Genomic DNA, 23,494 nt, shown 5'->3' with positions numbered 1-23,494 from the left:
GGCGGCGGTCTTCGGATCGCAGTTACCAAACATTCGGCAGCGTTTCGACGACCGCCGTCTTCCCGACCTCAACTCACCGAGGTCTGTTCTTTGACAATGGCCAGACGGAAGAGATTCCGGGCGTGGCGGCGGCGAAACTCGCACCCAACGATCCCCTCGATCACGGAAGCCACCCCTTTGCACCGTTCTCAAAAACATGCAGACATGGCACCGTCGCAATGGGGCGCGGCCGGAGGGAGCATGACCGACGCAACCGTTCAGCACGCATCCGGGCGTGGCATCTGGGGATGGATGTTCTTCGACTGGGCGGCGCAGCCCTTCTTCACCGTCGTCACCACCTTCATCTTCGGCCCCTATTTCGTCTCGCGCCTCTCCAGCGACCCGGCGACCGGGCAGGCGGTGTGGGGATACGGCCTGGCGGCGGCCGGCTTCGTCATCGCCATCCTGTCGCCGGTGCTGGGCTCCATCGCCGACCAGACCGGCCCGCGCAAGCCGTGGATCGCCTTCTTCGCCGCCGTCAAGATCATATCGCTCTGCACGCTATGGTTCGCGGCACCCGGCTCGAACCTATGGTTCGTCGTGCTCGCCTTCTCGCTGGCCTCGGTGGCGGCGGAATTTTCCACCGTCTTCAACGATTCCATGATGCCCAGGCTGGTGCCGAAGGCCCAGATCGGCCGCATCTCCAACGTTGCCTGGGGGCTCGGCTATCTCGGCGGCATGATCGCGCTGATCTTCGTCGTCGCCTTGCTCGCCGGCTCGCCCGAGACCGGCAAGACCATCGTCGGCGCAACGCCCCTGTTCGGCCTCGACCCGGCGCAAGGCGAAGACGCACGCGCCACCGGCCCGCTGTCGGCGCTCTGGTACTTCGTCTTCATCCTGCCGATGTTCTTGTGGACGCCGGACGCGAAGCGCGGCATGCCGGTCGGCCCGGCGGTACGTGAGGGCCTGGCCGAACTGAAGGCGACACTCGGCGAGGTGCGCAAGCGCGCCGGCATCTTCCGTTTCCTCGTCGCCCGCATGATCTACCAGGACGGCGTCAACGCGCTGCTCTCGCTCGGCGGCGCCTTCGCGGCGGCCATGTTCGGCTGGTCGATCACCGAGATCGGCGTCTACGGCATCATCCTCAACGTGGTGGCGATCTTCGGCTGCTGGGTTGCGGCAAGGCTGGACACCGGCCTCGGCTCCAAGGCGGTGGTGATGGTCTCTCTGGTGCTGCTTGCGCTCGCCACCGTCGGCATCGTCTCGACCGGGCCGGGCTTCACCCTGTTCGCGCTGCCGCTGTCGGGCACCGATTCCGGCGGCCTGTTCGGCACGGCGGCGGAAAAGGCCTACATCGTCTACGGCCTGCTGATCGGCGTCGCCTTCGGCCCGGTGCAGGCTTCGTCGCGCTCCTACATGGCACGCTCGGTGACGCCGGAGGAATCCGGCCGCTACTTCGGCATCTACGCGCTGGCCGGCCGCGCCACTTCCTTCGCAGCACCCTTCCTCGTCGCCACCGTCACCGCGCTGTCGGGCTCGCCGCGCCTCGGCATGGCCGTCATCATCCTGTTCCTCGGCGCCGGCCTGTGGATTCTGGCCGGAACGCCCTATCCGGCGGACAAGAAGAGATAGCCCGATCTCAATGCCGGAAGTGCCGCGTCCCGGTCAGCACCATGGCGATGCCGTGCTCGTCGGCGGCGGCAATCACATCCTTGTCGTTGACCGAGCCGCCCGGCTGGATGACCGCCGTGGCGCCCGCCTCGACCGCCGCCAGCAGCCCGTCGGCGAAGGGGAAAAAGGCGTCGGAGGCAACCACCGAGCCGCGCGTCAACGGCTCGGACAGGCCCGCTGCGTCGGCCGCGTCTTCGGCCTTGCGGGCGGCGATGCGCGAGGAATCCACCCGGCTCATTTGGCCGGCGCCGATACCGACAGTCGCCAGCCTCCGGGCATAGACGATGGCGTTGGACTTGACGTGCTTGGCGACGCGGAAGGCGAATTTCAGGTCGGCGAGCTCGGCATCGCTCGGCGCGCGCTTCGTCACCACTTTCAGATCGAGGTCGTCGACAACGGCGCCGTCGCGGCCCTGCACCAGAAGCCCGCCGGCGACCGATTTCACCATCGCCCCGGCGGCGCGCGGATCGGGCAGGCCGCCCGTCACCAGCAGCCTGAGGTTCTTCTTGGCCGCGACGATCGCCGCCGCCTCCTCGGTCGCGTCGGGCGCGACGATGACCTCGGTGAAGGTTTTCACGATCTCCTCCGCCGCCTCCGCGTCGAGGATGCGGTTGAGCGCGACGATGCCGCCGAAGGCGGAAACCGGATCGCAGGCCAGGGCCTTGAAATAGGCTTGCCTCAGCGTCGCGCCTTCGGCGACGCCGCAGGGATTGGCGTGCTTGATGATGGCGACGGCGGCCGTGCGCGCCGGGTCGAACTCGCCGACCAGCTCGAAGGCCGCGTCGGTGTCGTTGATGTTGTTGTAGGAGAGTTGCTTGCCCTGCAACTGCCGCGCCGTCGCCACGCCGGGCCGTTTCTCGCCAGTGACATAAAAGCCCGCTTGCTGGTGCGGGTTCTCGCCGTAGCGCATCACCGTTTCCAGTTGCCCGCCGAAGGCACGCCATGCCGGATGCTCGATCTCCAGCGCCTCGGCGAACCAGCCGGAAATGGCGGCGTCGTAGGCGGCCGTGCGAGCAAAAGCCTTGGCGGCGAGCTTCTTCCTGAAATCCAGCGACAGGCTGCCGGCGTTGAGGTCCAGCGCGTTCAGCACGGCGGCGTAGTCCTCGGGGTCGGTGACGATGGCGACATAGGCGTGGTTCTTGGCCGAGGCACGCAACATGGCCGGACCGCCGATGTCGATGTTCTCCACCGTCGCCGCATAGGAGGCGCCGGAGCGGCGCACCTCCTCGAACGGATAGAGGTTGACGACGACGAGGTCGATCGGCTCGATGCCATGCGCTTCCATGGCGGCGCGGTGTTCGGCGTCGTCACGGATGCCGAGCAGGGCGCCGTGCACGGAGGGATGCAGCGTCTTGACCCGGCCGTCCATGATCTCGGGAAAACCGGTCAGGTCGGAGACGTCGCGCACCGCGATGCCGGCTTCGGCGATAACCCTGGCCGTGCCGCCGGTCGACACCAGCTCGACCCCGGCATGGAACAGCGCCCTGGCGAAATCGACGAGGCCGGCCTTGTCGGACACCGAAAGCAGGGCGCGGCGGATCGGCACCAGGTCGGGAGCGGGAATGTTCTTCGTGGCGACGGCCATGGCAGGGCCTTTCCGGAGCGATGGGAGCAGGGCCGCGCCGTAGCACATGGGAGCCATAATTCAAACGCCCAAGCTGACGGATAGCGATCAGCCGCGCTCGCGTAGGCCGGCAAAGGCGACCCGGTCGAACCGCCAGCGCACCTCCGGCAATTCCGAAGCGCGGAAGGCGAGCACGATCTGGCGGCTGCGACGCGGGCCGCCGAGGCCGGCGAAGAAGATCGATTCCTCGATCTCGGGTTCGACGTCCTCGCACACAAAGGCAAAGGCGTCGGCTCCCTCGGCGGCCAGCACCAGCCGGTCCTGCCCGTCGCGGAACAGGCTGGTATCGGGATGGATATGGAAACGCACGGCGATGGCGTCATGGCCCCGGTGGCCACCGTCGTCGCGGATCGGCCTGCCGTCCGGCCGCAGGAAGCGGTCGTGGCCGACGAGCTGGTCGCCGTCGGCCGAAAGCGTCAGCTCGCGTTCGTGAAGGATGCCGAAGCGCCGGACATAGCCGTCATGGCTGGCGACGAAGCCCTGCCGGCCTCCGGCGTCGAGACGCTGGCTCACCACATGCTCCGGCCCTGCGATCAACGGTGTGCCGATCAGGTCGCGGATGCGGGAAGAGTGGCTGAAACGGGCCGACGACGTATCCTCGACCGTCGCGGTGGAATGGGTGGCCGTGGCGCGCGCCAGAGGACGGAACTCGGCCGCGCCGTAGGTGTCGACGCCGGCGTTGACGATGTAGTGCTGGCGCCCCGACGACAGTTCGAACGACAGGCACCCGGCATGCGCGGCTTCCGACACTTCGGTCGGCGGCGGCGGGCCGGTGTCGGCGATGACGGTCACGCCGCCCGCCGCGAGCCGCTCGTAGCCGGAATGCGGTGCGTGCAGCAGCGGCTGGCCGTCGGTATCGTCATGGCGCAGGATGGCGGCGATCCGGTCATGGATGGTGGCGCCCATGCCGTTGAAGCGGGCGAGGCTGCCGTCGCTGTGACGGAAGAAGCGCAGCGCCGGCAGCATGCGGTCGATGGCGCCGATGAGGGCGGCGGGCGGCTGCTCGGCCTGGTTGGCGTAGGTCTGGCGCAGCGGCAGGAGATCGGCCAGGATTTCCAGCACGGCGAGCGGATTGCGCGAGATGTGGCCGCCGTCGGGCAGGATCTGGCGATCCAGTTCTTCCGCCAGATGGCGCGTGGCGGCGCGCAGCGCCGAGGCCGGCGCCGGCAGCGAAAGCGCCGCGAAAGCCAGCGCCACGCGGGCGCGCAGGCGTTCCTTGCCGTCCGGCATGCCGGGTGCGGCCGAGCGCAGGTAGCGGATCTGCATGGCAAGCGACTTCAGGAAGGCGCGATAGAAGGGAAATTCCGCCCCTTGCAGCACCACGGAGGAATGCTGCAGCCAGGCGATGATGCGCTTCGCCGTCGTGCCGGGCTCCCAGGCCGGGCCTCCCATGCGGCTGCCGTGGATGGCGATCCAGTCGGTGACCAGCGCACGCGCATTGGCGGCGGCGAGCTCGGTGCCGGCGGCGCGCATGTGGCGCAGCCAGCGGAAGCCGTGCAGCGACTTTTCCCAGCCGCGGCTCGCCACCTCCATCTGGAACGGCGACTGGCCGCCCGTCTCGACCAGATGCCCCGCCAGCGGATAGCGGCCGTAATAGATCTCGGAGGCGATCTGCGGATCGGCGAGCCTGAGGTCCGGCGGCGCGATCAGCACGCGCTCGGGCGTCCGCCCGGCATAACGCCAACGGAAAACCGGCCCGACGCGCATGCGTCGGCGGGTCTTGCGCCAGAATTCCCGTGCGACAAGCGCCCACAGACGCGTCATGTTGCCGGCTGCGAGCGCCAACATCCCTCCAAAACTCTTTCGCCCACAAACAAGGTTATATGATTCAACGCTTTATGCGAAGGCGCGCGGCGAAGAATCCATCCAGCCCGGAAACGCCGGGCCGGCCGAGATCGAGGTCGGCCGGCGTGGTGCGAAGGGTGCCTTCGGTGGTCAGGAACGGATCGATGCCGGCGAATTCGCCCGGCCGAACCGGATCGAGCGCGATCCCGGCATGGTCCGAAAGAAAGGCGGCAAGCAGCGCCTCGCCCTCTTGCGGATCGAGCGAACAGTTGGAAAAGACCACCATACCGCCCGGCCGCACGAAACTCACCGCGCGCTCCAGCAGGCGCCTTTGCAGGTCCGCCAGCTTGGCGATGTCGGCCGCCGTCTTGGTCCACGGGACGTCGGGGTGGCGGCGCACCGTGCCGGTCGAGGAGCAGGGCGCGTCCAGAAGCACGGCGTCGAACGGGGCCGGCGGCTGGTAGTCCAGAAGATCAGCCTGCACCGTCTCGGCGCTCAGCTTCAGCCGGTCGAGATTCTGCCTCAGCCGCGCCAGCCTGTTGCGCGAGGTGTCGATGGCGGTGACCTCGGCGCCGGCAAGCACGAGCTGGGCGGTTTTGCCGCCCGGCGCGGCGCACAGATCGGCCACGCGCATGCCGCGCATGGCACCGAGCAATCGCGCCGGCAGCGCGGCGGCGGCATCCTGCACCCACCATTCGCCTTCCTCGAAGCCGGGCAGTTCGGGGACGGATGCCGAGAGCCGCTCGACGCGGACCGAACCGGTCGGCAGGACGATGCCGCCGAGCCGCTCAGCCCATGGCGCGGGATCGCCCTTGGCGGTGAAATCGACAGGCGCCTCGTGCCGGTGCGCTTCGAGGATCTTTCCGGCCGTCTCGTCCCCGTAGGCCGCCGCCAGCCGCTCGGCGAACCAGTCCGGCGCGTCGGCCGTCGTGGCCAGCGCCTCGGTCAGTTCCGCATCCTTTGCCCGCGCCAGCGCTCGCAGCACGCCATTGACCAGCCCGGAAAAGCGCGCCGTGCGCGGGTCCTCCTTGGCGTGGGTGACGGCGAGATCGACGGCGGCGCTGTCGGGCACGTCGAGGAACAGGATCTGCGCCGCCGCGACATGCAGGATGTGGGACAGCGCAGTGGCATTGGCCGGCAGCGGCTTTTCCAGCCGCCGCGCCAGCAGCGCCGCGATGGTGCGCCGATGACGCAGCGCCGTGACGAGGATGGCGCGCACCAGCGCGCGATCACGGCCGTCGAGCGCCCGGTATTGCGGATGGCCATGCTCGGCGTCGGTCATGCCGTCGAGCGGGGTACGGGCGTCGATGACCGCCGCCAGCAGCCGCGCCGCCGCCTTGCGCGCGGCAAGGCCCGGAGCGGACGAGGGGCGAGAGGGACGGGCCGCCTTTGACTTGTTCATAGGCCGCCCATGTCACGGAGCCGCACACTTGTCGAGGGGCAGCGGCAGGCAAAGGACGAACGCGGCCGCCGTCGACGGCATCCAGGCCCGGAACATCAGCCCATAGTCAGATGGACGCCTTCGCCCTCGTGGCGCTAAGCTGGGACGAAAGCAGCATTTGGGAGGAAAGAGATGCCGTCGCGCTATCATGAGGTTTACGACAGTTGGAAGCGCGACCCGGAGGGTTTCTGGCGCGAGGCGGCGAAGGGGATCGACTGGTACCAGCCGTTCGATACGGTGTTCGACGCGGCCGACGGCATCTATGGCCGCTGGTTCGCCGGCGGCGTCTGCAACACCTGCTTCAACGCCGTCGACCGCCACGTCGCGGGCGGCCGCGCGGACCAGCTCGCGCTGATCCACGACAGCGCCATGACCGGCAAGGTGCGCACCTACACCTTCCTGGAGCTTCAGCGCGAGGTGGTGGCGCTGGCGCAGGTGCTGTGGCACCACGGCGTGCGCAAGGGCGACCGCGTCATCATCTACATGCCGATGGTGGCAGAGGCGGCCATCGGCATGCTCGCCTGCGCGCGGCTCGGCGCCATCCATTCCGTGGTCTTCGGCGGTTTTGCCGCGCGCGAACTGGCAACCCGCATCGACGACGCCCAGCCCAGCGTCATCGTTTCAGCCTCCTGCGGGCTGGAGCCCGGCCGCACCGTGCCCTACAAGCCGCTGCTCGACGGCGCCATCGAGCTTGCCCGCCACAAGCCGAAGCATTGCCTCGTCCTGCAGCGCGAGCAGCTCACCTGCGACCTCATGCCTGGCCGCGACGTCGACCTCGGCGACGCAATGGCCCGCGAGAAGGCGGCCGGCGCATGGGTGGACTGCGTGCATGTCGAGGCGACCGATCCGCTCTACGTCCTCTACACCTCCGGCACCACCGGCCAGCCGAAAGGCGTCGTGCGCGACAATGGCGGCCACATGGTCATGCTCCACTGGTCGATGGAGAACGAGTTCGGCATGAAGCCGGGCGAAGTGTTCTGGGCGGCCTCCGACGTCGGCTGGGTGGTCGGCCACTCCTACATCGTCTATGCGCCGCTTCTGGCCGGCTGCACCACCGTCATGTACGAGGGCAAGCCCATCGGCACGCCGGATGCGGGCGCCTTCTGGCGGGTCATCGCCGAGCACGGCGTCGCCGCCCTGTTCACCGCGCCGACCGCCTTCCGCGCCATCAAAGGCCAGGACCCGCAGGCGTCCTTCCTGCCGAAATACGATCTGTCGAAATTCCGCACCCTGTTTCTCGCCGGCGAGCGCGCAGACCCGGAAACGATCAAATGGGCGGAGCGGCACCTGAAGGTGCCGGTCATCGACCACTGGTGGCAGACCGAAACCGGTGCGCCGATCACCCATAATCCGGTGGGGTTAGGTCTGCTGCCGGTCAAACACGGCTCACCCGGCGTACCGATGCCGGGTTACGACATCCGCATCCTCAACGACGCCGGCCATGAGGTGCCGACCGGCACGCTCGGCAACGTGGTGCTGAAGCTGCCGCTGCCGCCAGCCTGCCTGCCGACGCTGTGGCACGCCGACAAGCGTTTCCGCCAAGCCTATCTCGACGAGTTCCCCGGCTACTACAAGACCGCCGACGCCGGCATCCTCGACGAGGACGGCTACCTGTTCGTCATGGCCCGCACCGACGACATCATCAACGTCGCCGGCCATCGCCTCTCCACCGGTGCCATGGAGGAGGTGCTGGCCGAGCACCCCGATGTCGCGGAATGCGCCGTGGTCGGCGTCGCCGACGAGCTGAAGGGACAGGTGCCGCTCGGCTTCGTCGTGCTCAACTCCGGCGTTTCGCGCGACACCGCCGCGGTCGAGAAGGAAGCGATCGCGCTGGTGCGCGAGCGCATCGGCCCGGTCGCCGCCTTCAAGACGGTGGTGACGATCAAGCGCCTGCCCAAGACCCGTTCCGGCAAGGTGCTGCGCGGCACGATGCAGAAGATCGCCGACAAGGAGGAATGGAAGATGCCGGCGACCATCGACGATCCGGCGATCCTCGATGAGATCGGCGTCGCCCTGCATGCCAGGGGCATCGGGGTCTGACCCGCAACGGTCTTCCCTTTCCGGCAATGGTCGGCTAGAGCGTCCGCTTCCCAAGAAAGCGCATCCCAGCACCGGCAGGGCCATGCGCCGTCCATTGTGAGCTTCCGACCATGGCAGAAGCCTTCTGTGGTGTCGATTTCGGCACCACCAACTCCACCGTCGGCCTGTGCGAACCGGGCGGCGCGCCTATTCTCGTGCCGCTCGAGGGAGAGAACCTGACCATCCCCTCGGCGCTGTTCTACAGCCTCGAGGACGGCAGGACCTATTTCGGCCGCGCCGCCGTCTTCGAATATATGGATGGCGCCGAAGGGCGCTTCATGCGCGCGCTGAAGTCCATCCTCGGCACCAGCCTGATGAAGGATACGACGCAGGTCGGGCGCGAGCGCCTGCGCTTCGAGGCGATCATCGGCCGCTTCCTGCGCCATCTGCGCGGCCGGCTGGAGGCCGAAAGAGGCGCGGCACCCGAAAAGGTCGTGCTGGGCCGGCCCGTGCGCTTCGTCGACGAGGACGACGAGGCCGACCGGCAGGCCGAGGCGCAGCTCGAAGCGGCGGCACGCATGGAAGGCTTTCGCCACATCGAATTCCAGTTCGAGCCCGTCGCCGCGGCCCTGAGCCACGAAAATGCGATAGAGGCGGAACAGCTCGCACTGGTGGTGGATATCGGCGGCGGCACTTCGGACTTCTCCGTGCTCAGGCTGTCACCCGAACGCGCGAAGCGTGCCGACCGCCGCGACGACATCCTCTCCACCACCGGCGTCCACATCGGCGGCACCGATTTCGACCGGCAGCTCAACATCGCCAAGGCGATGCCGCATTTCGGCCTCGGCTCCTCCACCGCCGACGGCAAGCGCAGGCTGCCGGTCTGGTACTTCAACGACATGGCTACGTGGCATCGCATCAATACGCTCTATACGCGCAGGAATGCCGACGACATCCGCATGCTGATCAGGGAGGCGGCCGAGCCGGAAAAACTGGAGCGCTACGCCCACCTGCTCAGGCACCGCTCCGGCCATCGCCTGGCCGCGGAAGTGGAGAAGACCAAGATCGCGCTCACCGACGCGGACACCGGGATCATCGCCCTGCGCGAACCCGGCCTGGCGCTCGAAGTGCCGGTGGCCAGGGCCGAATTCGAAGCGGCGAGCCATGATCTCGTCGATCGGATCGGCGCTTCCATCGACGATGCCCTGATCCAGGCCGGCACGAAGGCCGACGCGATCGAAACCGTGATCCTGACCGGTGGCGGCGTCCAGGTGCCCGCCGTGGAAAAGGCCGCCACGTCGCGTTTCCAGCGGGCGCGCATGTCCCGTTCCGACCGATTCGGCTCGGTCGGCCTTGGCTTGGCCATCGACGCGGCGCGGCGCTTCGGCTGACGCCGCACAGAAGAATTCCATTCGCCCCGGTGCCGTCCTGACAGACTGCTGTCAGGAGCCTTGTGCGATACTGCCTCCATCGAATCGACAGGAGGTTGTCATGAAAGAGAGCACGCTGTTTTCCGGTATGAGGACCTATCTGGGCAAGGTCCGCACGCTGCGCAACGAGAGCCGCACGCGCCGCCTGCTCGGCAACCTGCCGCTCAGCGTCCAGAAAGACATCGGCTGGCCCGATCGCGACGACGATCGCTTCCGCCGCAATTTCCGCTAGATCAAACCTTGGCAAACCACTCGCCGCAACCCAGATAAAGTCCCCGGCGAGCGAACAGGAGGACAGCTTGTCAGAACCGAAGAAGATCGGCTTCGTTTTCATCCCCGCTTTCGCGGATTGGGAATTCGGCCTGCTGTCGGGTCCCGCCACGGACTGGTTCGGCCTGAAGACCGTCGCGCTGACGCCCGATGGCGAGCCGGTGACATCGATCGGCGGGTTCCGCTTAAGCGGCGAGCGCTCCTTGGATCCCGCCGGGAATACCGAACTTGACGCCGTCGCGGTCATCGGCTCCGACACATGGCCGAGCGCGGATGCGCCCGACATTTCCCCGCTGCTGCACGCCGTCGCGCAACGTGGCGGGCTTGTCGGCGGCATCTGCGGCGGTACGCTGGCGCTGGCGCGCGCCGGCCTGTTCGACGGCGTCGAACACACCAGCAACGGACGCGACTGGATTCTCAAGCATCTGCCGGACTATGCCGGGCGGGATCGCTACCGCGACGTGCCGCACGCGGTTGCCGACGGCCGCATCGTCTCGGCGCCGGGCTCCGCGCCCGGCACGTTCGCACTGGAATTCCTGGCCGCGTTGCTGCCGGGACAACAGGCCCAACTTGCCGAAATGCGCGCGCTGTTCGGCAAGGAGTACGGCGAAGCCTCCTGACACGATGTTGTCAGGAGCGCCATGCCATAACAGCGCGCCTTGGGCAGGGGGCCGGAAGGACGTTTGTCATGAAGGGTCGGGCGGTTCGGTTGAACACGGCCGGCTTCGGCGGTATCAGGCCCGCCCGGCGATGCCGGTGCCGATGGCTGGAACCATAAGGACCGGGGATACGAACGATGCGACGTGCCGACAGGCTTTTCCAGATCGTCCAGCATTTGCGCGGCGGCCGGCTGGTCACCGCGCAGAAACTGGGGACATGGCTGGAAGTATCCGAACGCACCATCTACCGCGACATAGCGGACCTGCAGTCGACCGGCGTGCCGATCGACGGCGAGGCGGGCGTCGGCTACATGATGAGGGAAGGGTTCGACCTTCCGCCACTGATGTTCACGCGTGACGAGATTGTCGCCCTTGTGGCGGGCGCGCGCATGGTGCGGGCCTTCGGCGGCGCGGCAATGGCACGCGCGGCCGACGAGGCGCTGGTCAAGATCGGCGCCGTGCTGCCGGACGCCGAGAAGGACCGCATCGCCCGCACGGAGATCCACACACCGATGTGGGTGGTCAGCGATACCGACCGCGCCAATATCGACCTGATCGAGCGCGCTGTGGAAAAGCGGCAGGTGCTGACCATCGACTACCGCGACGAAGCCGGCCGCGGCTCGGAACGCGATATAAGGCCGCTCGGCCTGTGGTTCTGGGGCAAGGTGTGGACGCTGGTCGCCTGGTGCGAGATGCGCGGCGATTTCCGCGCCTTCCGCATCGACCGCATCGGCGCGGTCGTCATCGCCGGCCGCATCTTCAAGCCGGAGCGCGGCAAGCAGCTCGCCGACTTCTACCGCGCGGTCGAGCGCAGCGAAGCCTACGGCATGAGCCCGACCGCCAGGGGCGCGTAAGGTAAGCCGCCCGGCGGCTTATTCCTCGTCGGTGTCCTCGTCCTTCGACTTCAGCGCCGACAGCTTGGCGAAGACGGCGTTGGCGTCGAGCTCCTCGTCCTCGTCACGCGGCTTCGGCTGCTCGGGCGTGAGGCGCTCGGTGAGTGCTGCCGGCAGCAGCGTGTCGCCGGTCGGCTGCGGCGCCTCACGGCCGCGCGAGGCGCGCTGCACTTCGAGGTCGAGGTCGATCTGCGAGCACAGGCCGAGCGTCACCGGGTCCATCGGCACCAGATTGGCGGCGTTCCAGTGCTTGCGCTCGCGGATCTGCTCGATGGTCGACTTGGTGGTGCCGACGAGGCGCGAGATCTGCGCGTCCTTCAGCTCGGGATGGTTGCGCACCAGCCACAGGATAGCGTTCGGCCGGTCCTGGCGCTTCGACAGCGGCGTGTAGCGCGGTCCCTTGCGCTTGGATTCGGGCACGCGCACCTTCGGCTCCGAAAGTTTCAGGCGATAGTCCCCGTCCTTTTCGCCGCGCGCGATCTCCTCGCGAGTGAGCTGGCCGGTGATGACCGGGTCCATGCCCTTGATCCCTTGAGCCGATTCGCCATCGGCGATGGCCTTCACCTCGAGCGGGTGCAGCGAGCAGAACTGCGCGATCTGGTCGAAGGAGAGCGCGGTGTTGTCGACCAGCCAGACGGCGGTCGCCTTAGGCATGAGCAGGGTGTTGGCCATCAGATAAATCCTTCTCGTTCGCCCGCGTCCCGGCGCGGGCGGTGGTACAAGGCCACCAGTAAGGGAAATCGCGGCGTGTATAACCGCCCCTGTCCCGTTTCGCAACGATTTTGCCCGAAAACCGTCAAGAAGGCGGATGTAAACGAAACGGGCCGGCTGAAAGCCGGCCCGTTCAGGCAAATGCTGGCGAGACTATTTCCAGTCCCGGATATCGACGAAGTGGCCGGCGATGGCCGCCGCCGCCGCCATAGCCGGCGAGACGAGATGCGTGCGACCCTTGAAGCCCTGCCGGCCCTCGAAATTGCGGTTCGAGGTCGAGGCGCAGCGTTCGTGCGGGGCCAGTCGGTCGTCATTCATGGCAAGGCACATGGAACAGCCCGGCTCGCGCCAGTCGAAGCCGGCCTCGATGAAGATCTTGTCCAGCCCCTCGGCCTCGGCCTGCGCCTTCACCAAGCCGGAGCCCGGCACGATCATGGCGTTGACCGTCGGCGCGACCTTCTTGCCCTGAGCGACGGCCGCCACTGCCCTGAGGTCCTCGATGCGGCCGTTGGTGCAGGAACCGATGAAGACGCGGTCGAGCTTGATGTCGGTGATCCTCGTGCCGGCGGTCAGGCCCATATAGTCGAGCGCGCGCTTCTTGGAATTGCGCTTGTTCTCGTCCTCGATCTCTTCGGGATCGGGAACCACGCCGAGCACGGAAGCGACGTCCTCGGGCGAGGACCCCCAGGTGACGATGGGCGGCAGCTTGGCGGCATCGAGCACCACGACCTTGTCGAAATGCGCCCCCTCGTCGGACTTCAGCGTCTTCCAGTATTCCAGCGCAGCGTCCCACGCCTCGCCCTGCGGTGCGCGCGGCTTGTCCTTGACGTAGGCGAAGGTCGTCTCGTCCGGCGCGATCAGGCCGGCGCGGGCGCCGCCTTCGATCGACATGTTGCAGATCGTCATGCGCCCTTCCATGGAGAGCGAGCGGATCGCCTCGCCGGCATATTCGATGACGTAACCGGTGCCGCCGGCGGTGCCGATCTCGCCGATGATGGCGAGGATGATATCCTTGGCGGTGACGCCGGCCGGCAGTTGGCCGTCGACGCGCACCAGCATGTTCTTGGCCTTGCGCTGGATCAGCGTCTGCGTCGCCAGCACATGCTCCACCTCGGAGGTGCCGATGCCGTGCGCCAGCGCGCCGAAGGCGCCATGCGTCGACGTATGCGAGTCACCGCACACGATCGTCATGCCCGGCAAGGTAAAACCCTGCTCCGGCCCGATGATGTGGACGATGCCCTGGCGGCGGTCCTTCTCGGAATAATACTCCACGCCGAAGTCGGCGGCGTTCTTCGCCAGCGCCTCGACCTGGATGCGGCTTTCCTCATTCTTGATGCCGTTGACGCGGTCAGGCGTGGTCGGCACGTTGTGGTCGACCACGGCCAGCGTCTTTTCCGGGTGCCGCACCTTGCGGCCGGCCATGCGCAGGCCCTCGAAGGCCTGCGGGCTGGTGACCTCGTGGACGAGGTGGCGGTCGATCCACAGGAGACAGGTGCCGTCGTCCTGGCGGTCGACCAGATGGTCGTCGAAAATCTTGTCGTAGAGGGTGCGCGGTGCGCTCATGTGCGTAAATCCGTCGATTTGAGAATGGAGAGAGCCCGGCAAGCGCCGCCGGAAGGCCGGAAAATCAGCCGAGCAGGCAGGTCAGGGCGCCGCAAACCTGCGCGAAGAAGCGTGCCGGCAGGCGCTTGCGGTCCTGCAGCACGAACTTCTTGTAGGCGGGGTCGCCGAAAAGCTCTTCCATGGCAGCGTCCATAGCAATCTTTTGCCGAAACGGCAATCGAGACGCCCTCCTCAAGCCGCCTGCTGCTCCTGGCAGATCTGTCCGGCCTCGGCATCTTCCAGCGGCTGTTCCAGCAGCCGGCAGAAATGCGCGCCGGGCCCGCGTGCGTCCCGTGCGAAATGGCGGCAATCGCGGCATATGCCGAAGGCGCGTCCACCCCGCGCGGCAAGGGCCGCCTGCATCAGCGCCGCCAACCCTTCGCGCAACGCCGCCTGCCGTTCCGGCGCAAGTCCGGCCAAGGCCTGCCGTATGGATGCCATACCGTCCAACGCCAGCAGCGCACGGCCCTTTGCCGACAGATCGAGCCGGACCGAGCGCCCGTCACCGGGATTGGCGGTCTTTTCGACCAGGCCTGCGCGCTCCAGCGCCATGAGCGTCTGCGAGACCGTGCCCTTGGTGACGCCGAGATAGGCGGTCAACCCGCCCGGCGTGCGCGAGAAGCGGTTGGCACGCGCCAGATAGCGCACCGCTTCCCATTGCGCCGGCTTCAGCCCGTGGGAATGACCCTCGTTGGTGATCAGCCGCGCCAGCCGCTCGACCAGCTCGATGGTTCCGTCGGAATCGGTCATGGCAATTTAGTATCGTAACTATACCACTCTTGCAACGGTCGGCCGATCTTGCTAATTCGTCAATGTATCGACTCGATACTATTGGAGGAAATCATGAGAACCATTCCCCTCGCCGCCGCCGGCTTTTTTGCGCTGGCCGCAACCGCCACGGCGCACGACATCACCAGCGCCGTCGATCCAGCCAAGCCCGCTGCCTTCGACATCACTTCGGCTTCCGCCACCACCGACGGTCGGCTCGCCACCTTCATGATGGAGGTCGCCGGCGAGGCCGGGTCGGTGAAACCGGAAGTGACAGGCAAGCTGCCGGGTGCCAAGGTCGCGGCCTATGTCTGGCCGACCGGCTTCGACCCGTCCGTCGTCGGCTTCGCCGAGAAATCCGGCATCCTGGCGCTCGCCATCACCGCCCATCCGGACTTCGACGACACGCCGCTCCACGACGAGAACGGCGACGGCGACCCGGCCAACGACGGCGCCGGCTGGCATTCGCACTGGGTCGTTCTGGAAAAGGCCGAAGCCTGCGGCGCCGGCCTGAAGGTGCGCGACGTCTCGCCGGGCGTCGACGTGCTGCCGGCAACCGCGCCGATGCTGCCGTTGGCGCTCGACAGCCCCGGCATGTCGCCGTTGCTGAAGGGCAAGGTGGCGAAGATCACGGTGCCGGTGAAAGGCGGCGAAGGCGTCTCCTTCGATGCGGTGACGGCCGAATTGCAGGTGAACGCGGAAGGCAAGGCGCCGCTGCTGTGCGTGACAGGAGTGCACGACGTCGCCTCCGGCGATCTTTCGCTGCCGGGCAAGATCGTCAAGGAGTGATCCGTGGAATAACGCGGCGGCCGCACCGATGCGCGACGGAACCGCCCCGTCAGCGACGCGGCTCGACCTCGTCGGATTTGTCCCGCTTGGCGCGGATCGCGCGCCCGGCCTTCTTGCCGCCCTCGCTCGACACGCTGAAATCCTGCCTTTCGTTGAGGTCGAGCCGGCTTTCCAGCACATGCAGAAGGCTGAGCACGACAAGGGCGATCAACGTCGCCAGCAGTGCGATCTGCCACAGGCCCAACCCGCTCGCCACGCCGATGGCGCCGGCGAGCCACATGCCGGCGCCGGTGGTCAGGCCATGGACCTGCCCGCGCGTGAAGATCACCACGCCGGCGGCGAGGAAAGCGACGCCGGCGGTCACCGCCTCGACCAGACGGATCGGATCGAGCTTGACGGCCTCCTTCGTCGCGGCCTCGGCGAACATCGGGATATGCACGATCTCGATGGTGAGGATGGCGAAGATGGCCGCCGCCACGCATACGAGGATATGCGTGCGCAGTCCGGCCGGGCGGTTCTGCCATTCGCGCTCGAAGCCGATGGCCGCGCCGAAGACGGCAGCCAGGAGCAGGCGCGCGGCGATCACCGGGAAGGAGGTGTAGGTCGGGTGGCCGAATTCCTCGACAAGCGATTCCATGCGGGACCTCAAATGCGGGTCGGCGATAACGCCATGCGCAATGTCCGGTTCCGCTACAACACCTCGAACACGAAGGTCCTCACCTGCGCTTCCGGTTCGACCACCGCATAGCAGCGGAACCACGGGCTTTGCTCGACCGGCCGCCATTTGCCAGCGGCTTCCAGCCCGTCGAACACGGCCTGGAAGCCACCGCTATCGAAAACCTGGTCGCGCACCGTGAAGATGGCGTGGCCGCCTTTCTTCGTGATGCGCACGAGGTCACGCAGGCCGGCGGCCGGCGCATGGCCCATGGTGAACACGCCGGTGGAGAAGAAGGCGCGGAAATGCCCGTCCGGCCACGGCAGCCGCTCGCCCAGCGTCGCTTGTTTCAGTTCGGCGTAGCTGTCGCGCCCGGCGGCTATTCCCAGCATCTCTTCGGAGAGATCGAGCCCCGCAAGGTCGTCGTAGCCCAGCGCCTTGAGCTGCGGGCCGGAAAGCCCGGTGCCGCAGCCGGCGTCGAGCAGCGGCCCGCCACCGGGCTGAACATAGCGCGCCACCCACGCCGGAATCAGGAACGGCAGCAGATAGCCGAGTTCGGCCGTTTCGCGGTCGTAAGTCGCCGCCCACCCGGCATAGGCGACAGAGACTTCGCGCGGATCGCGGGCGGAGTAGACGGCATCCAGTGCCGCATTGGCCTTTTCGACGGTCATCGGCTTCCTCCCATACCAGTCAGCGGCCGGCGTCCCCGTATTGGCTCTCCGGGCTGCGCAGGCGCTTCTCCAGCCCTCTCAGCGCCAATGACAAGCCGACCGTCAGGAACAGATAGATATAGGCGACGATGGAATAGGTCTCGAAGAATCGGAATGAGCCGGCCGCATAGACCTTCGCCATCTGCGTGATGTCGGCGACGCCGAGTATGGAGACCAGCGAGGAATCCTTCACCATCGCGATGAAATCGTTGCCGTATGGCGGCAGGATGGTGCGGAAGGCCTGCGGCCAGACGATGTGGCGGAAGCGCCGGTAGCGGCCGAGCCCGAGCGCCTTCGCCGCCTCGATCTGGCCGAGGGCGACGGACTGGATACCCGCCCGGAAGATCTCGGCGATGAAGGAGGAATAGGCGATGGTCAGCGCGATGACGGCGCGCCACAGAAGCGAGACGTCGCGCACGACCAACGCGTCCATTAGGCCGGCATCCTGCAACGGCGCGGTGATGAAGTTCCACGCCGTCACGAACAACGGCACGCCGACGAAGGCGATCCAGAACAGAAGCACCAGGATCGGCACGCTGCGCACCATCTCCACATAGAAGCGCGCCGTCTGCCTCAGCCATATCGACTGCGACAGGCCCATCAGCGCCACGGCAAGGCCGAGCAGGGAGGCCATGGCGAAGGCGACCAGCGTGACGAAGACGGTCACGCCGATGCCTGCGACGACGGTGGAGAACACCTGCCGGTAGAGATCGCTGGCGGCAATCGCGAGCGCCGCCGCCGCGGCTATGGCGACGGCGGCGGCAAGCCACCAGGGAAAGTCCGGTTTCGAGACGGGGCCCATCGTCAGCGGATGGCCGCGCCGTCGGGCCTATGGAACGGGTCGCACGCCAAGATGAACGTCTACTCGCCCATCTTGTAGTCGAGGAACCATTTCTTGTTCAGCGCCTCGACGGTGCCGTCCGCCTTGATCGCCGCGATCGCCGCATTGACCGGCGCCACCAGGTCGGAGCCCTTGGCGAAGATGAAGCCGAAATCCTCGGTTCCGAGCGGGCCGCCGATCAGCTTCAGCTTGCCGTCGGAGGCGGCGACATAGCCCTTGCCGGCGGTGGAGTCGGTGAGCACCACGTCGACGTCGCCCACCTTGAGCGCCTGCACGGTGGCGCCGAACGTCTCGAACAGCTTGATGCGCGGGTTCTGCTCGTTGCCGTCGAGGACCGAATAGACGGCGGTGTAGAAGGGCGAAGTGCCGGGCTGAGCGCCGATCAGCCCGTCCTTGAATTCGGCGAAACTCTTGGCGTCGGTGAAGCGGCTCTCGTCGCCGCGCACCAGCATGTACTGCTCATTGCGCATGTACGGGTCGGAGAAATCGACCTTGGCCTTGCGCTCGTCGTTGATGGTGATGCCGGTCATGCCGATGTCGTACTGCTTGTCGGACACGGCCTGGATCATCGCGTCCCATGAGGTGTTCTGATACTCGACGGCGAAATTGAGCCGCTTGGCGATCTCGTTCATCGCGTCGTATTCCCAACCGATCTGCTTGCCGCTCTTGGGGTCGACGAATTGCAGCGGCGGGTAGGCGTTCTCTGTCACCACCACCACCTTGCGACCCTGGAGATCGGGCAGCGTGCCGGCGGCCAAAGCCGCCATCGGCGCGACGAGGCAGGCAAACAGCGCCGCCAGGAGCAGTTTCGATCTGGTCATGTGACAATCCCCGAATTGGCCCCGAAGCTGATGCGCCCACAACGATGTGGGATCGCGAGGTCGCAACGACTTTAGCCGTCCGCCGCCGCCTTGCAAGCCACAACCATGCGCGTCGAAGCGACAAGACGGATTCGCGTGCCTCGCATCGCGATGATACGGCAAAGAAAAAGGCGGCCAAAGCCGCCTTTTTCGAACAACACCTGCAAGCTGTTTATTCAGCGGCCTTCGCGGCTTCTTCCGCCGCCTTGGCCTCGGCGGCGTCCTGCGCGGCCTTCTCGGCGGCCAGCGCCTGGGCAGCAGCGACCTTCTCGGCCTCGATGCGAGCCTTCTCGGCGGCGAGCGCCTCGCGCTCCTCGTCGTTCAGCTTGCGGGCGCGCACGCCGGTGTTCTCGGAGATGCGTGCCGACTTGCCGCGGCGGTCGCGCAGGTAATAGAGCTTGGCGCGGCGCACCTTGCCGCGGCGCACGACCTCGACGCCCTCGACCATCGGCGAAAAGACCGGGAAGACGCGCTCCACGCCCTCGCCGTAGGAAATCTTGCGCACGGTGAAATTCTCGTTGAGGCCGGCGCCGGCGCGGGCGATGACGACGCCCTCATAGGCCTGCACGCGGGTGCGCGAACCTTCCGTGACGCGCACGCTGACGCGAACGGTATCGCCGGGCTGGAATTCGGGCAGCTTGCGCTTGGCTTCGATCTTGGCGGCCTGCTCGGCCTCGAGCTGACGGATGAGATCCATCTCAAAATCCACTTCTTGTTCTTCCGACAGTCAGAGCGCCCGCGCTCGCCTTGCAGTTCATAAGACCGCTCGGCTATGCCTTGATCGGATCGATCTCGGCAGGGGCGATTGCACCGTCCTTGTTGACGGGCCCGGCAGTTTCACCGGTTCGGGCGGGCACATACAGGGAATTTTCGCGCTTGTCACGCACCAAAGCGAATTTCGCCCGGCGATTTGCGGCGCGGACCGCAGCCGCCGGGTTGCAAGGCCTGTCACTGGACCGGTAAGTAGGCCGCAATGTGGCTTGCGCGGTCGGGCGCTCCTTCCTAATGCCTTGGCCTCAAATCGGGGATCGACGCGCCTTGGATATTCTCACCATCATTCTCCTTTTCGTCGCCGGCGTGTTCACCGGCATGATCAATGCGGTGGCCGGCGGCGGCACGTTTCTGTCCTTCGGCGCGCTGACGCTGATCGGCGTCCCGCCGGTGGTCGCCAACGCGACATCGTCGATCACGCAGTTTCCCGGCTACATCACCTCGACACTCGCCTACTGGGAGGATTTCAAGACCTTCTGGCGTGGTGCGATCGCGCTATCGCTCGCCTCCATCGCCGGCGCGCTGCTGGGTTCATGGATCCTGCTCCAGCTCGACAATCCGCAGTTCCGCACGCTGGTGCCGTGGCTGCTGCTGGCCGCCACCGCCTTGTTCGCCGCCGGTCCCTATCTCAAGCCGAAGCCGAAGCCTGGGCAGCAAGCCTCGGTCGGCTCGTTCTTCGGCACGGCCATGCAGTTCGTCACCGCCATCTACGGCGGCTTCTTCGGCGCCGGAATGGGCGTGATGATGCTGGCCTCGCTCGGCCTGTCGCAGGCCGGCGACTATCACCGCCTCAACGCCCTGAAGAACATGCTGGCGGTGGTGATCGCCGCCGTCGCCATCGTCGTCTTCGTCTCGGGCGGTGTCGTCGCCTGGCCTCAGGCCATCGTCATGATCCCCGGCGTGGCGCTCGGCGGCTGGAGCGGCGTGTGGGTGGCCAAGCGCGTGCCGCAGACGGTCATGCGCTGGATCGTCATCGCAGTGGGCCTGCTGCTGGCGGTTTATTACTTCGTCAAGTAGCCCGTTTCGGCGGCTGGGCGAGCAGATCCGGCCGCCGCTCGGCGGTCAATCTCTCCGCCTCGGCGCGCCGCCACGCAGCGATCTTCTTGTGGTTTCCGGAGGTCAGCACCTCGGGGATCGACCGGCTTTCCCATTCCTGCGGTCGCGTATAGTGCGGATGTTCGAGCAGGCCGTTCTCGAAGCTTTCTTCGTCGCCCGATGCCTCGTTGCCCATGACCCCCGGCAACAGCCGCACCACCGCGTCGAGCAGCACCAACGCCGCCGGCTCCCCGCCCGACAGGATGAAGTCACCGATCGAGACTTCCTCCAATCCGCGCGCTTCGATGACGCGCTGGTCGACGCCCTCGAAGCGCCCGCACAGGATGACCGCGCCCGGCCCGGCGGCAAGTTCGCGCACCCGCTCCTGCGTCAGCGGTTTTCCGCGCGGGCTCATCAGCAGCCGCGGCCGCGGATCGCCCTCCGGCGAGGCATGGTCGATGGCCCGCGCCAGGACGTCGGCGCGCATCACCATGCCGGCGCCGCCGCCGGCCGGCGTATCGTCGACGGTGCGGTGGCGGTCGGTGGCGAAGTCGCGGATCTGCACAGCCTCCAGCACCCAGGTACCCGCCTCCAACGCCCGACCGGCCAGCGACAGGCCGAGCGCGCCGGGAAACATGTCCGGGTAAAGGGTAAGGACGGTGGCGCGGAACATCAGTCGTCCATTGTCAGGCGCGTGTCTTGCGCCGCGTCTCGCGCTCGATCTCGTGCTTTGCAGCGCGAGCAAGGAAGCCGGACCGCGTGTAGCCTGTATCTTGTGCGAACAGATCGATCTGCCTCAACACATCCTCGGGAAAGGTGACGTTGACGCGGATGGAACGCTGGTCCGCATCGGGCACCTTTACCAGTATGGCGACGCCATCACGGTTGTCGGGGGCGGCCATGACGGCCTCAAGGGAGGACGGCTCGGGGATAGAATCCCCGTCCTCGATCATACCCTCGATGTGCAATGCCAGTGCCTCCTCCGCGCCAGTACGGGCATCGTCGAGCGTCGGACCCGCTGAAACGCATCCCGGAAAATCAGGAAAGGAGACACCGTAGTCGCTGTCGACGTCCTTGTGGATGAGACCGATGTAATTTGCCATGTCAGACCAGCTTCACACCCGATTGCTTCTCGATGCTGCGCAAGGTGCCGATGGGAATATTCCGTCGCGGATCGGGAACCGTAACTCGCCCCGCTTTGGTCGGATGCTTGAACTGCGCATGACTTCCCTTGCGCGCCTTGCGCGCCACCTCCCGCCATCCGTCAGCCTCAAGTCGCCTGATGACGTCACGGCTACGCATGATGTGTATCTATACACACAGAAAAATTTTGCAAGACCTCACCGGTTGCCTCCCGCGCCCTTCGGGCCGCGCGGCCGGCGTTTGGCGTCGAAGCCCGTGCGGTCGGGCGCCGTTTCCATATCCGGTTCGCCGTCACCGTCCTCGTCTTCCACCAGCCCCGCTGCCACCGGATCGACGCGGATATAGCCGCCGGCGACGGAGACTTCCGGCACAGCGGCTTTGGAGAACGGAATCAGCACGCCCTTGGCGTGGCCCAGCGTCAGGTCGAGAATATCGCCGCCGCCGAAGTTCTGCACCGCGACGACCTTGCCGATGGCAGCACCCGCGTCGTCCCGCACGTCGAGGCCGATCAGGTCGGCCTGGTAAAAATCGTCTTCGTCGTCGTCATCCGGCAGCGCCGAGCGGTCGACGAACAGTTCCGTTCCGGTGAGCGCTTCGGCGGCGCTGCGGTCGGTGACGCCCTTGAAGCGCACCACGACGACCGTGCCGGCGGGACGGATATCCAGCATCTCGAAGGCGCGGCCGTCCTTCGCGTAAAGCGGCCCATACTCGCCCAGCGCGAGCGGATCGCCGGTGAAGGTCTTCACCCGCACCTCGCCCTTGATGCCGTGCGCGGCGCCGACCACGGCTATCTGGATAGGATTTTTCAGCTTGGGCATGGGAGCTTCACCGCTCGCTAACTTCGATCGTTCAGCATTGCCTTATTCAATCGGATGCAAACTGCCAATGCAGGAATTCCTCATCCCGGCCAGGCCCGACCTTCAGGCCGCGCGCGAAAGCTGGCTGAAGGCACTGGCCGGCGAGCGGCGCCTGTCGGCGCTCACCGTCGAGGCCTATGAGCGCGACAGTCGCCAGTTCCTGCAATTCCTGACCGGCCATTGCGGCGGTGCGCCCGGCCTCAAGGACATTGCCGACCTCAGGCCGGCGGATCTGCGCGGCTTCCTCGCTTCCCGCCGCAACACCGGCGCCGGTCCGCGCACGCTGGGGCGCGGGCTGGCCGGCGTGCGCTCCTTCCTGCGTTTCCTGGAACGGCGCGGCCTTGCCAATGCGGCGGGGGCTGCGGCGCTGCGCGCGCCGAAACAGCCGAAATCGCTGCCCAAGCCGCTGACGGCGGGCGATGCTCGGCGCATCGTTTCGGCCGATGAGCAACTGGCGGAGGAACCGTGGATCGCCGCCCGCAACGCCGCCGTGCTGACACTGCTCTACGGCTGCGGCCTGCGCATTTCCGAGGCGCTCGGCCTCACCGGCGCCGATCTTGCCTCGTCGCGCGAGACCGTGCTGCGCATCACCGGCAAGGGCGGCAAGACGCGGCTGGTGCCGGTGCTGCCCGTCGCCTTCGCGGCGGTGGCGGAGTATCGCCGGCTTTGCCCTTACCATCTCGACATGGAAGGTCCGCTGTTTCGCGGTGCGCGCGGCGGACCGCTCAACCCGGCCATCGTCCAGCGCGAAATGGCCAGACTGCGTTCGGCACTGAACCTGCCGGACACCGCCACCCCGCATGCGCTGCGCCATTCCTTCGCCACGCACCTGCTCGGCCGTGGCGGCGACCTCAGGACCATCCAGGAACTGCTCGGCCACGCCAGTCTGTCGACGACGCAGATCTACACCGGCGTCGACACCGCCCGCCTGCTCGATATCTACGAGGCGGCGCATCCACGCGCCTGAATGCCGCCATGCCT

General features: G+C 67.0%; 24 protein-coding genes. 9 read left to right on the top strand and 15 right to left on the bottom strand.

What is annotated here, in order from left to right; translation table 11 throughout:
* Positions 1–240 precede the first annotated feature (240 nt).
* A complete protein-coding gene (locus E6C48_RS12750; RefSeq protein ID WP_136357741.1) occupies positions 241–1,611 on the top strand; it encodes an MFS transporter in 1,371 nt (456 codons plus the stop codon).
* A 7-nt stretch (positions 1,612–1,618) separates the two neighbouring features.
* Here the strand turns inward: E6C48_RS12750 and purH are convergent, their stop codons facing one another.
* The 3 genes from purH to E6C48_RS12735 form a co-directional block, all read right to left on the bottom strand.
* Entirely contained in the window at positions 1,619–3,235 is a 1,617-nt protein-coding gene (purH, locus tag E6C48_RS12745) for a bifunctional phosphoribosylaminoimidazolecarboxamide formyltransferase/IMP cyclohydrolase (protein WP_136357739.1), read from the bottom strand.
* An 87-nt stretch (positions 3,236–3,322) separates the two neighbouring features.
* Entirely contained in the window at positions 3,323–5,062 is a 1,740-nt protein-coding gene (locus tag E6C48_RS12740; RefSeq protein WP_206086489.1) for a heparinase II/III family protein, read from the bottom strand.
* Positions 5,063–5,102: 40 nt separating this feature from the next.
* The gene (locus E6C48_RS12735; RefSeq protein WP_136357737.1) at positions 5,103–6,461 is read right to left on the bottom strand and encodes an RsmB/NOP family class I SAM-dependent RNA methyltransferase; all 1,359 of its coding nucleotides are present in this window, start codon (positions 6,459–6,461) and stop codon (positions 5,103–5,105) included.
* A gap of 171 nt (positions 6,462–6,632) precedes the next feature.
* On the opposite strand from E6C48_RS12735, the gene E6C48_RS12730 reads away from it, so the two are divergent.
* From E6C48_RS12730 to E6C48_RS12715, 5 genes are all read left to right on the top strand, one after another.
* A complete protein-coding gene (locus E6C48_RS12730; protein WP_136357735.1) occupies positions 6,633–8,540 on the top strand; it encodes a propionyl-CoA synthetase in 1,908 nt (635 codons plus the stop codon).
* A gap of 110 nt (positions 8,541–8,650) precedes the next feature.
* Positions 8,651–9,910 carry an Hsp70 family protein gene (locus E6C48_RS12725; RefSeq protein WP_136357733.1) on the top strand — a complete coding sequence of 420 codons (1,260 nt, stop codon included), beginning with the start codon at positions 8,651–8,653 and terminating at the stop codon, positions 9,908–9,910.
* 100 nt (positions 9,911–10,010) lie between these two features.
* Entirely contained in the window at positions 10,011–10,181 is a 171-nt protein-coding gene (locus E6C48_RS22555; protein ID WP_168734518.1) for a hypothetical protein, read from the top strand.
* A 67-nt stretch (positions 10,182–10,248) separates the two neighbouring features.
* Positions 10,249–10,839, top strand: a complete 591-nt coding sequence (locus E6C48_RS12720; protein WP_136357731.1) for a DJ-1/PfpI family protein — start codon at positions 10,249–10,251, stop codon at positions 10,837–10,839.
* A 176-nt stretch (positions 10,840–11,015) separates the two neighbouring features.
* Complete coding sequence (locus tag E6C48_RS12715; RefSeq protein ID WP_136357729.1) at positions 11,016–11,732, top strand: helix-turn-helix transcriptional regulator; 717 nt, start codon at positions 11,016–11,018, stop codon at positions 11,730–11,732.
* An 18-nt stretch (positions 11,733–11,750) separates the two neighbouring features.
* Here the strand turns inward: E6C48_RS12715 and E6C48_RS12710 are convergent, their stop codons facing one another.
* The 3 genes from E6C48_RS12710 to E6C48_RS12695 form a co-directional block, all read right to left on the bottom strand.
* Positions 11,751–12,443 (bottom strand): DUF1013 domain-containing protein, encoded by a 693-nt coding sequence (locus E6C48_RS12710; RefSeq protein WP_136357727.1) that lies wholly within the window; start codon positions 12,441–12,443, stop codon positions 11,751–11,753.
* Between the two features lie 192 nt (positions 12,444–12,635).
* Positions 12,636–14,045: a 3-isopropylmalate dehydratase large subunit gene (gene leuC, locus E6C48_RS12705; RefSeq protein ID WP_136357725.1), complete on the bottom strand. Its 1,410-nt coding sequence runs from the start codon at positions 14,043–14,045 to the stop codon at positions 12,636–12,638.
* A gap of 231 nt (positions 14,046–14,276) precedes the next feature.
* Positions 14,277–14,834 carry a MarR family winged helix-turn-helix transcriptional regulator gene (locus E6C48_RS12695; protein WP_136357722.1) on the bottom strand — a complete coding sequence of 186 codons (558 nt, stop codon included), beginning with the start codon at positions 14,832–14,834 and terminating at the stop codon, positions 14,277–14,279.
* A 93-nt stretch (positions 14,835–14,927) separates the two neighbouring features.
* On the opposite strand from E6C48_RS12695, the gene E6C48_RS12690 reads away from it, so the two are divergent.
* Positions 14,928–15,641 carry a hypothetical protein gene (locus E6C48_RS12690; protein ID WP_136357720.1) on the top strand — a complete coding sequence of 238 codons (714 nt, stop codon included), beginning with the start codon at positions 14,928–14,930 and terminating at the stop codon, positions 15,639–15,641.
* A gap of 49 nt (positions 15,642–15,690) precedes the next feature.
* Here the strand turns inward: E6C48_RS12690 and E6C48_RS12685 are convergent, their stop codons facing one another.
* The 5 genes from E6C48_RS12685 to rplS form a co-directional block, all read right to left on the bottom strand.
* Complete coding sequence (locus E6C48_RS12685; RefSeq protein ID WP_136357718.1) at positions 15,691–16,278, bottom strand: MgtC/SapB family protein; 588 nt, start codon at positions 16,276–16,278, stop codon at positions 15,691–15,693.
* Positions 16,279–16,331: 53 nt separating this feature from the next.
* A complete protein-coding gene (locus E6C48_RS12680; RefSeq protein ID WP_136357716.1) occupies positions 16,332–16,967 on the bottom strand; it encodes a class I SAM-dependent DNA methyltransferase in 636 nt (211 codons plus the stop codon).
* A 19-nt stretch (positions 16,968–16,986) separates the two neighbouring features.
* The gene (locus tag E6C48_RS12675) at positions 16,987–17,808 is read right to left on the bottom strand and encodes an amino acid ABC transporter permease (protein WP_136357714.1); all 822 of its coding nucleotides are present in this window, start codon (positions 17,806–17,808) and stop codon (positions 16,987–16,989) included.
* Between the two features lie 59 nt (positions 17,809–17,867).
* Entirely contained in the window at positions 17,868–18,668 is an 801-nt protein-coding gene (locus E6C48_RS12670) for a transporter substrate-binding domain-containing protein (protein ID WP_136357712.1), read from the bottom strand.
* Between the two features lie 211 nt (positions 18,669–18,879).
* Positions 18,880–19,404, bottom strand: coding sequence for a 50S ribosomal protein L19 (rplS, locus tag E6C48_RS12665; protein ID WP_136357710.1), 525 nt, complete (start codon positions 19,402–19,404; stop codon positions 18,880–18,882).
* Between the two features lie 308 nt (positions 19,405–19,712).
* On the opposite strand from rplS, the gene E6C48_RS12660 reads away from it, so the two are divergent.
* Positions 19,713–20,495: a sulfite exporter TauE/SafE family protein gene (locus E6C48_RS12660; protein ID WP_136357708.1), complete on the top strand. Its 783-nt coding sequence runs from the start codon at positions 19,713–19,715 to the stop codon at positions 20,493–20,495.
* Here the strand turns inward: E6C48_RS12660 and trmD are convergent.
* Genes trmD through rimM form a run of 4 tightly spaced genes read right to left on the bottom strand, consistent with a single transcriptional unit; the run spans position 20,488 to position 22,474 of the window.
* Positions 20,488–21,189: a tRNA (guanosine(37)-N1)-methyltransferase TrmD gene (trmD, locus tag E6C48_RS12655; protein ID WP_136357765.1), complete on the bottom strand. Its 702-nt coding sequence runs from the start codon at positions 21,187–21,189 to the stop codon at positions 20,488–20,490. The genes E6C48_RS12660 and trmD overlap by 8 nt on opposite strands.
* A gap of 10 nt (positions 21,190–21,199) precedes the next feature.
* Entirely contained in the window at positions 21,200–21,616 is a 417-nt protein-coding gene (locus E6C48_RS12650; protein ID WP_136357706.1) for a type II toxin-antitoxin system HicB family antitoxin, read from the bottom strand.
* 1 nt (position 21,617) lies between these two features.
* Entirely contained in the window at positions 21,618–21,815 is a 198-nt protein-coding gene (locus tag E6C48_RS12645; protein ID WP_136357704.1) for a type II toxin-antitoxin system HicA family toxin, read from the bottom strand.
* Positions 21,816–21,853: 38 nt separating this feature from the next.
* Positions 21,854–22,474: a ribosome maturation factor RimM gene (rimM, locus tag E6C48_RS12640; RefSeq protein WP_136357702.1), complete on the bottom strand. Its 621-nt coding sequence runs from the start codon at positions 22,472–22,474 to the stop codon at positions 21,854–21,856.
* A gap of 67 nt (positions 22,475–22,541) precedes the next feature.
* Between rimM and E6C48_RS12635 the strand changes: the two genes are divergently transcribed.
* A complete protein-coding gene (locus tag E6C48_RS12635) occupies positions 22,542–23,480 on the top strand; it encodes a tyrosine recombinase XerC (protein ID WP_136357700.1) in 939 nt (312 codons plus the stop codon).
* The last annotated feature ends 14 nt before the right edge of the window (positions 23,481–23,494 follow it).

This window comes from Ollibium composti (assembly GCF_004801285.1).
Taxonomy (GTDB): Bacteria; Pseudomonadota; Alphaproteobacteria; order Rhizobiales; family Rhizobiaceae; genus Mesorhizobium; species Mesorhizobium composti.
This window is presented reverse-complemented; position numbering and strand designations above follow the sequence as displayed.